This window comes from Streptomyces sp. ISL-87, assembly GCF_018614095.1.
Classification (GTDB): Bacteria; Actinomycetota; Actinomycetes; order Streptomycetales; family Streptomycetaceae; genus Streptomyces.
In genome coordinates, this window is record NZ_JAGGOY010000043.1 from 184,878 (window position 1) to 191,245 (window position 6,368).

Sequence of the window (6,368 nt, forward strand, 5' to 3'; positions counted from 1 at the left end):
CCGTTGTCCTGGCGGCGGCGGAACGGCACACTGCGCGGATGAACCTTCAGGACGAGCGCGGATCCGCCGACGCTGTTGAAGCACGCTGGCAGCGACTGCCGATGACGTGGCGGCTGGTGCTCGAACGGAACGAGTCAAAAACCATGAGCCAGGGCGTCCTCGCCCTCATCGAAGCGGCCGCCGCGCAACCGGGACTACGGCGGCTGTACCCGTTCACCAGCCAGTGGACCCTGTGGTTCAGTGCCCGTACCAGCCACCCGTTCGAGGTGGAACTGCCGGCCGTCGAGCCGCTGCGCGACGGCCGGTTCTGTGTGCGCAGCCCCAGCCTGAAGGCCGTGATCGGCGAGGCCGACACCGCGGAGGCGGCCATCGCGCTCGTCGTGGCCCGGATTCCCCCCGCCTGACCGGGGTGCGGTCGTCCTGCGCTGATCGCCCGAGTGGCGCGAGGGCGGATCCGGGCGGATCCTGACAGGACGCGGCGATCCACCGAAGGGGTGCCGGAGCGGTTTCAGCCCGCCCCGGCACCCCTTCGTCACGCCGTGCCGTGAGGCGTTATGCCCGGGTGCGTTCCCCCGAGGATGCGCCCACTGCATCCACCCGCTCCGGGACCCGCGGCCTGGGCACGCCGACCCCGGCGGGCAGCGCGGCGCCCCGGGGCCCGGAGAGTACGTAGACGAGCCCGAAACCGGCTCCGAAGACGAGCGCGCCGCCGACCGCGTCGAGCACCCAGTGGTTGGCGGTGACGACGATCGCGCACACCGTGATCAGCGGGTGCAGCGCCCCCAGGAGCTTCTGCCAGCCCTTCGGCGCGAGCACGACGACCACGATCCCGCACCACAGCGACCAGCCGAAGTGCAGCGAGGGCATCGCCGCGTACTGGTTGGAGATCGCGGTCATGGCCCCGTACTGCGGATTGGCCAGGTCCTGCACCCCGTGCACGGTGTCGACGAACCCGAGAGCGGGCATCAGGCGCGGCGGCGCGAGCGGGTAGAGCCAGAAGCCTATGAGCGCCAGGACGGTGCCCAGGCCCAGGGAGGCGCGGGCCCAGCGGTAGTCGCCGGGCCGGCGCCAGTACAGGATCGCCAGGATCGTCAGCGGCACCACAAAGTGGAACGACGTGTAGTAGAAGTTGAAGAACGCCTCCAGCCAGGGCGTGTTCACCACGGCCTGGTTCACGGCGTGCTCGATGTCGATGCCCAGCACCTTTTCGATCCCGTGGATCTCGCTCCCGTGCCCCTCGGCGAGGCTGCGACTGGTGGGGGCGGCGGCGCGGATGTGGGAGTAGAGCGAGTAGCCGACCCGTATCAGCAGCAGTTCCAGCAGCAGGTTGGGGCGCGACAGCACGTGCCGCCAGAACGGCAGCAGCGGCACGCGCGACCAGCGCGCGGCGGCCGGCCGCCCGTAGGCGGTCGGGACCGGCTCGCGCCAGTACGCGGACGAGCGCGGCAGGAACGGCACGGCGCAGGCCGCCGCGAGCGCGGCCAGCAGCAGCACGTTGTCTCGTACGGGGGCCAGGGCGGCCAGGTTCGGCAGCAGCACGGAGCTGGGCAGGGTCATGGCGAGGACCACGGCCACCGGCCACACGGGCCGGTCGGCGGCCCGCGTGCCGACCTTGCCGGCCACCGCGAGCAGCACCCACAACAGCTGGTGGCGCCAGCCGGCCGGCGATACGGCGACAGCCGCGCAGCCGGTGATGGCCACGGCGAGCAGCAGCTGGCCGTCGCGGGCGTAACGGGCCGCGCGGCGCAGGGCGATCCACACGATCCCCGCCGCGAGGGCGAGGTAGAGCAGGATCTCGGCGGGCCCCGTCAGGCCGAGCCGCAGCAGCGCGCCGTGCACGGACTGGTTGGCGAGGCTGTCCGGGGCGCCACCGAGGCCGGTGCCGGCCAGGTGCTCGACCCAGTACGTCCAGGAGTCGCGGGGCAGCGCCGCCCAGGACAGCGCGGTGGCGCCGGCGAAGGTCACGGCGGCGGTGCGCGCGGTGGGGCGGCGCCCGGCCAGCCACAGCAGCGGGGCGAAGAGCAGCAGCGCCGGCTGGAGCGCGGCGGCGAGCCCTACGAGGAAACCGGCCGGGCGGTCGCCGGGCACCCGGAACACGGCCAGGAGCACCAGCAGCACCGGCAGGACGGCGGTCTGCCCCGGCGAGGCGGCCTCGCGGACGGGCAGCGAGACCATCATCAGGGCGACCAGCACGGGCGCGGCCAGCAATGCGGTGCGGCGCGGCACCGGATCGGGCAGGCCGCGCGCGGCGACCAGCCCGACGGCGGCCACGAACAGCAGCGTGACGCAGGTCCAGGCCACCTCCAGCGAGGGGGCGGCGAGGCCGACCAGCGGCTTGAGGACCAGCCCGGAGAAGGGCGTGCCGGTGAACTGGCCGCCGTCGTAGAGCGAGCCGAGCAGGCTGCCGGGGCTCCCGGGGAGGTGGAAGTCGCTGAGCCACTCGCCCGGCGGCACGCGCAGCACCGCGGCGGCCTGTCTGAGCGCGAGAACACCCGCGACTGCCCACAGCAGGAGGCGCAGGGCCCCGAGCCTGCCGTTACCGCCTATGACCCCGGCATGTCCGTTCGCCCCGCTGTGCTCCGCCGCGTTAGCCACGCCTCGCCGGCCTCCCGCCCTGTTGAACGCAACCCTGACTTTGCCTGGCTGCCGCGTCTGATGCACCACACCATTGCCTGGGAGGACGATATCTCCCGCGGGATACCTAGGATGGCGGTCATGAGCATCGTGAAGATCAACAAGGGTGTCAAGGCACTCACATAGGCCCTGACCTGTGCCTGACCTGCCTGGGCCTGACCAGCATAAAAGCCCCGCCCGGCGGTCCTGCTCGCCGTCGCCGGACGGGGCTGTCGTGGGAGTTCACTCCCTCAATGAGAGGACGGCAACCGAAGGGCTTCGGCCACTTGCTCCACCACGTCGGCCCGGATCATCCCCAGGTGCACGTACGGAGTACCGGTGTAGGTCACGACGGGCCGCACTGCATTCCACGCCGACTCGGGAACACCGAGGGCTTCCAGCGCGGCCACGAAGGCTTCACGTGCGTCGGTGGCCCGTGAGTGCGAGTCTCGCCAAGTCTGCATGTCCATCACGCGGTCACCGCCTGCGCCTGGCACTCGTCGGTATGCTGGTAGAACACGACGGGCGGACCGGACGAGCGGTCCGAGTGACCCCGGCGGACGGGCTCAAGCGGCTTGATCAGCTTCTTGCAGGCGACGCAACGGTTGCCGCTCGGCGCGTAGGTCACGTACTCCCACCGACGTGCGTCGGTCGTGTTGCTGGTCGCCATGTTCGCCGTCCCCTCGAATCCGCTCGCTGCGTGGATCGTCCCGCCGGGCGAGGGCACCGCCTAGTGAGATCCCTAGTGGCAACCTGCGTCAGCGGAGGGGAAGAGCCCCCTCTAGTGGCATCTGTAGTGGCAGGCTGAGGCCATGGAATTCGGGGAGCTGATGAGGGATCTCCGCAAGGCTCGTGGATGGAGCCAGGGGCGGTTAGCGTCAGCGATCAACGCGACGCACGGCACGACGCTGACACGGGAGTACGTGAGCAACTGGGAGCGTTCCAGGGTCACACCCGGAGCGTTCTACCTTGCCGCGCTGTCCGCCACGCTCGACGTACCCCTAGCTGTCTTGGAAGGCCAAGTGGATCGACGCGAGTTCCTTACCGACGTTGCCGGGGTCGCCATAGCCCCTGTCGTCGCCTCAGACCTCCTCAGTGCAGGATTCGCCGCCCGGCTGTCCGGGGGCCCGTCAGTGGACGCCTGGGAAGCCAAGCTGACGACGTACGGAACCGAGTACATGAGCCTGGGCGCTGCCGACATCCAGCGGCGCGTCAGTGCGGAACTGGTCACCGTGCAACAGCAACTCGACAACCCCCGGTTGTGGTCCGTCGCAGCCAGGCTGATGACCTTGTACGCGAAGACGTTCCCGGGGTCGGACGGGGCCAAGGCCGTCCATTGGTATCGAATGGCAGCGAAGGCAGCCGACGAGTCCGGCGACGACGACGCACGCGTGTGGGTCCGGGGACGGGCCGCCATCGCTCTCGGGTACGAGGGGGCCGCCCTGGGCGTGGCTGACGTGCTTGCCGATCAGGCGATAGCCATCAGCGACAGACCGTCGCTCGGACTCCTGAACGCCATCTTTGGCAAGGCACACGCAGCGGCGATCCGGGGCGACCATGCCACGGCGCGGAAGCTGCTCACCGATGGCCGGCGCGTCTTCGATCAGGCCGGATCGCACGAACAGACCTCGGACTATGCCGTCCCCTGGTGGCGGGTCAACGTGTTCATCTCCCTGCTTGCCGCCAGGCTGGGAGACGAAGCAACGGCCGTCGCAGCGCAGGAAGCGGCGAGGACCGAACTTCCATACACCCTTCCCCGCTTCGCGACGCATCTGGAGTTGCACCGGGGGCTCATGCTGGCCCGGTCCGGCGACGTGTCCGGCGGTACTGCCTACGCACGTACGGCGTTGGACGCCCTGCCGCCGAAAAAGCACTCCCTGACCCTCCGTCTGCTCATGGCCGAAGTCGAACAGTCCTGAGTCCTCGCTGAGCGGCTGCGAAACCCGTACCCACGGCGGACCGCTATCACGTTCCGGTCCCTTATCCCCCCGCTAGGGGGCACTCCCCACCCATTAACTAGGTCGTTCCGGCCCCCCTCTCCGGTCGTTTCCACAGGTCAGCGGGCCGTGGGGCGGGGAAAACGGGCTTGCACCCAGGGCGTGCATTCCGAGCTTGGGCCGGGATCGTCAGCGGGTACGGCCGGGAACTTTTGGACCACCCTGCCTTGCCTCCATCGGGGCGAAGAGCCGGGAGCAGCCATTTCCCAGTCCGACCCTCTCGTTAATTTCGTTAGGCGACCGCGAGTTAATCGAGAATCACTTAAAACTTCGAGCCCCTGGCTGGCTCCCCATCGGCGCAAGAGTAATTGAGGGCAGCGCAAGATCAAGATGCATAGGGGGAGGCCTGGTCGTATGATCAATTGAGCTGCATCCTTGCGCAGAGACACCCTAAGACGATACCTGGATGAGGGGTGCTCGATGATCGAGATTCACGATGCCGATCTTCTCGCTGAACAGCTGATCTACAGGATCGGGCCTCGATCGAATAGGAAGATTTCCTTTGTTGTGGGTTCCGGTCTTACGCGACCTTCGATCCCGGATGTTGCCGAATACATTCACGCCATGCGTTCGAGTCTAGAGCACGACAAGGCTCACCTCGTGGGCTTGGGCAGAACCCTCGACTCCTTCGACGAGTCCCTCGATGACCACTTGTCGTCCGTCAAATATCAGAGGGCGGCTACTTTTATTCAAGGCAGCAGAGGCCACGAGTTGCTCAATGAAATAATACGCATTGGCGTTCTTCGAGCCTGTCGGAGTGACGACCTGAGGATGCTGACACGGGCAGAGGTGCGGCAGCTCGTGGCAGATGAAGCCGCCCTTGAGGATTTGGAGAAGTCTGCTGACTGGAACCTCATGGGAGGAGTTGAGGCCTTCGGGCGCGTATTGACCGCTATCAAAGATGCCGGAAAGAGTGGCCCTGTCATCACAACCAATTTTGATCCACTCATTGAGCTTGCCATTCAGCGGGCGGGCGGGCAATTCGACACACAGTCCATGGACTCCATAGACGGGAGAATACCTCCACCCCTCCAACATTCCGCGATCAGCGTGATACATGTGCATGGATATTGGCGTCAGGGGGAAACCCTACACACGCAATACCAGTTGTCACGGGCCAGGACCAAGCTAGCTGCCTCACTTGAAGATCGGCTCCGAGGAAACTATGTTGTCGTGGTAGCTTACGGAGGTTGGCGCGACGTATTCACCAGATGCCTCATGGGGTTCCTGAGTAGGGGAAACTGCATGGGTATGGCGCTGTCGTGGGGTTGGCATGGCGAGCTGGAGCAGAAGGATTTCCGAGTCGGGATAAAGGCTCAGCTCGCCAGGCTTGCGTGCGTTTCTCACTACGGAGGGATCGACACCAATACCATCTTCCCCAAAATTCTTAGCGGGCTCTGACAGCATTGCCTGTTTGGAGGCCTCGAATGGGGGAGGATGCCAACGCTGGGACTGCACCCCTGATCGCAGTGCTCAGGGCTGGAAAGCAGGAGACCACCCACCCGGCGGCGTAGGCGGCCCTCCGGAGCGGGGTTGTGTCACTCCGTATCGGCAAGCGCTCGATAGAGCGTCGCGCGGGAGACCCCCAGCGCCTTGGCAATGGCGGTGACGCTCTCGCCCTTGACCTTCCTGGCATTGGCCGCAGCGAGCTTGTCCGCGTCCATGACGGCCGGGCGTCCACCCGTACATCCCTGAGCGCGGGCAGCATCCAGACCGGCGCGGGTGCGGTCCTTGATCAGCCTCGATTCTTCAGCGGCC

7 protein-coding genes are annotated in these 6,368 nt (G+C 67.2%); 3 read left to right on the forward strand and 4 right to left on the reverse strand.

Annotated features, from left to right (window positions below):
* Positions 1–38 precede the first annotated feature (38 nt).
* A complete protein-coding gene (locus J7I97_RS17240) occupies positions 39–404 on the forward strand; it encodes a DUF6193 family natural product biosynthesis protein (RefSeq protein WP_214935785.1) in 366 nt (121 codons plus the stop codon).
* Between the two features lie 148 nt (positions 405–552).
* Here J7I97_RS17240 and J7I97_RS17245 read toward each other — a convergent pair whose 3' ends face one another.
* The 3 genes from J7I97_RS17245 to J7I97_RS17255 all read right to left on the reverse strand — a co-directional run bounded on the left by J7I97_RS17245 (position 553) and on the right by J7I97_RS17255 (position 3,283).
* Positions 553–2,595 (reverse strand): bifunctional glycosyltransferase 87/phosphatase PAP2 family protein, encoded by a 2,043-nt coding sequence (locus tag J7I97_RS17245; protein WP_214935787.1) that lies wholly within the window; start codon positions 2,593–2,595, stop codon positions 553–555.
* Positions 2,596–2,864: 269 nt separating this feature from the next.
* Positions 2,865–3,083: a hypothetical protein gene (locus J7I97_RS17250; RefSeq protein ID WP_214935849.1), complete on the reverse strand. Its 219-nt coding sequence runs from the start codon at positions 3,081–3,083 to the stop codon at positions 2,865–2,867.
* Entirely contained in the window at positions 3,083–3,283 is a 201-nt protein-coding gene (locus J7I97_RS17255) for a hypothetical protein (RefSeq protein ID WP_214935789.1), read from the reverse strand. Before J7I97_RS17255 ends, J7I97_RS17250 begins: the two co-directional genes overlap by 1 nt.
* A 142-nt stretch (positions 3,284–3,425) precedes the next feature.
* Here J7I97_RS17255 and J7I97_RS17260 point away from each other — a divergent pair, with 142 nt between their 5' ends.
* Entirely contained in the window at positions 3,426–4,532 is a 1,107-nt protein-coding gene (locus J7I97_RS17260) for a helix-turn-helix domain-containing protein (RefSeq protein WP_214935791.1), read from the forward strand.
* A 498-nt stretch (positions 4,533–5,030) separates the two neighbouring features.
* Positions 5,031–6,011 carry an SIR2 family protein gene (locus tag J7I97_RS17265; RefSeq protein WP_214935793.1) on the forward strand — a complete coding sequence of 327 codons (981 nt, stop codon included), beginning with the start codon at positions 5,031–5,033 and terminating at the stop codon, positions 6,009–6,011.
* A 137-nt stretch (positions 6,012–6,148) separates the two neighbouring features.
* Here J7I97_RS17265 and J7I97_RS17270 read toward each other — a convergent pair.
* The coding region (locus J7I97_RS17270; protein WP_214935795.1) for a helix-turn-helix domain-containing protein at positions 6,149–6,368 on the reverse strand (220 nt) is incomplete at its 5' end.